This is a genomic window from Sphingorhabdus sp. (genome assembly GCF_046596595.1).
GTDB lineage: Bacteria > Pseudomonadota > Alphaproteobacteria > Sphingomonadales > Sphingomonadaceae > Sphingorhabdus_B.
On sequence record NZ_JBKJMB010000047.1, the window covers coordinates 1 to 2,075 of the forward strand.

Annotated in this window: 2 protein-coding genes; both read right to left on the reverse strand. The window is 57.6% G+C overall.

The window, feature by feature from the left end; genetic code table 11:
* Positions 1–1,233: DUF3604 domain-containing protein (locus ACLL9E_RS04365; protein WP_411290522.1), on the reverse strand; the 1,233-nt coding region annotated here is incomplete at its 3' end.
* 66 nt (positions 1,234–1,299) lie between these two features.
* The coding region (locus ACLL9E_RS04370; RefSeq protein ID WP_411290523.1) for a sterol desaturase family protein at positions 1,300–2,075 on the reverse strand (776 nt) is incomplete at its 5' end.

The following is a 2,075-nucleotide window of genomic DNA, read 5'->3' on the forward strand; positions in this document are numbered from 1 at the left end:
ATCGGACGCCCGCTTACCGTTTGGCTCACCGCCCGAATGTTTGCCGAAGAAATTATCCTCATCGCCGGTTGCAAGGCTGGTGTGGCTGTCGGTCGATCCGATAACGCCGAATTTGTAAGGATTAACACCGGTCTTTGCTTCAATCGCAAGCCCGCGTTTCAATGCTTCGCGGATATATTCGCCTGCATAATCCTGGGGCTTCTTTGCCGCCTGCAAGGTTAGATTGCCGATGTCCCAACCGGCGGTGCCAAATCCCGCAAATTCGTCATTGGGTGACAGAAACGGATGCGCTTCGCTGTCGCCCTTGATCTGGGTGATCTCGACGACGGGTTCACGCGTCGCGCGCCGCCGTGCATATTCCGCCGTCATCGGGCCGCCGCCCGGACCGACCATTTCAAACATCATGCCGTTGGACAGGTTGCTGTTATGCGGGATCGCAAGAACCTTGCCGCCGGTTACCTTTTCGTAATTCTCCATATAGTCCCACAGCAGGCTGACCGGCGCGTCGCCTTGTCCGGGATCATAAGGGAGCACCTGATTGGCGCGGCTTTTGCCGTCGCGGAACATCACGACCCGGTGCAAATTATTGCCGCCGGGCATCAATGTATATTCAAACCCCATGAAGGCAGTGAACTTGCCCGGTTCATTATAGCGTTCGATGAGCGAGCTGTGGCTTGTCCAGATGCTGGTCGTCGTCTTGCGCTGTCTTTCGGGGTTTGTCAGCGCAGCCGGAAGGTCGTTGCGGCCGACGCGATCGATGAGTTCCGCCGTGACGCGCTGCATGCCGTCGGGCCCTTCATGCATGGCGTCATGCCAGCGCCGCAAAGTTGGGTCGCGAATGAGAAATCCGGGCGCGTCATACAAAGCCTTGGTCGCGCCAAGGCCGCCTGAATGGTCGGCAATCACCAGGAAATCGAGTGGCCGCTCAAGCTTGGCCTTCAACCCTCCGGTTGAGGTTACCTCTTCACCGCGCGCGAAACGCAGCGCGTCTTCCGGGCCAAGCTTAACACCAAAGCCGAAGGCATCAATCGAGTTGGCTGTATGCAAATGGGTGTCGCCCCAGAGCAACTTGGTCGCAGGGCCGGTCGTAACCTCGGTATCCGACGATGCTTGCGCGACGCGGGAATCGTCCATGATGCTTTTTTCGCGATATTGTTGCCACCCGTACGTGAGCGCTGCCCCAACCGCGATAACCGCGATCGTTCCCAATAAAATATTGCGCTTTTTGGCCATGTTACTCTCCCCCGTCTGCAAATCTGCGACGGAAAAGCGGGGAGGTCAAGGCGGTCCTGTTTTCCGTTACGTCAGTGGTTGCTTCATGCTCCACAAGAAGCCTGCGGGGCGGGCATCGTCCACTTCGGCAAGGCCGATTTTCTGCTTTTCAGCGCCGACGATGGACTCGGCGCGATAGGTTCCGAACATGCGGTCCCAGATGGTGAGCGCAAAGCCGAAATTATGCTTCTGTTCTTCGACAATCGTGCTGTGATGCACCAGATGCATGTCGGGCGTCACCAGAAATGGCCGCAGCAGCCGGTCCAGCGACTTGGGCAAGCGAATGTTGCTGTGGTTGAACAACGCATTGGCATTGAGCCAAATTTCGAACGCCAGCGCGACCACAAGTGGCACGCCAAGCAACGCCACGATTGCCGATTTGTACAGCGTCGATACAATCAGTTCGAACGGGTGGAACCGCAGGGCAGTGGTAACATCCAGATCGCGATCGCTGTGGTGGATGGCATGCATGGGCCACAACCAGCCGAAACGGTGCATGGCAAGATGCTGCAACCATAACGCGAAATCGAGAATGATGACGGCAATAGCCGCCTCAACCCAAAAAGGGAGCGCAACGATACGCAGCGCGCCAAATTGCTGCACTTCGGCCCAATTTGCCGCAACGCCGATGACGATGATAAAAGACAGCAGCCGACCGACTACGGCGTTGGTAGCGAAAAACATCACATGCGTTCGCCACCGTGGATAGCGGCCGAGCACAAGCGCGCGGCGCGGCCAAAGCATTTCCGCGCCCGCGAGCAACAAGAGCAGCAAGGCGGGGATGGCTATCGCATAAAGGCCAA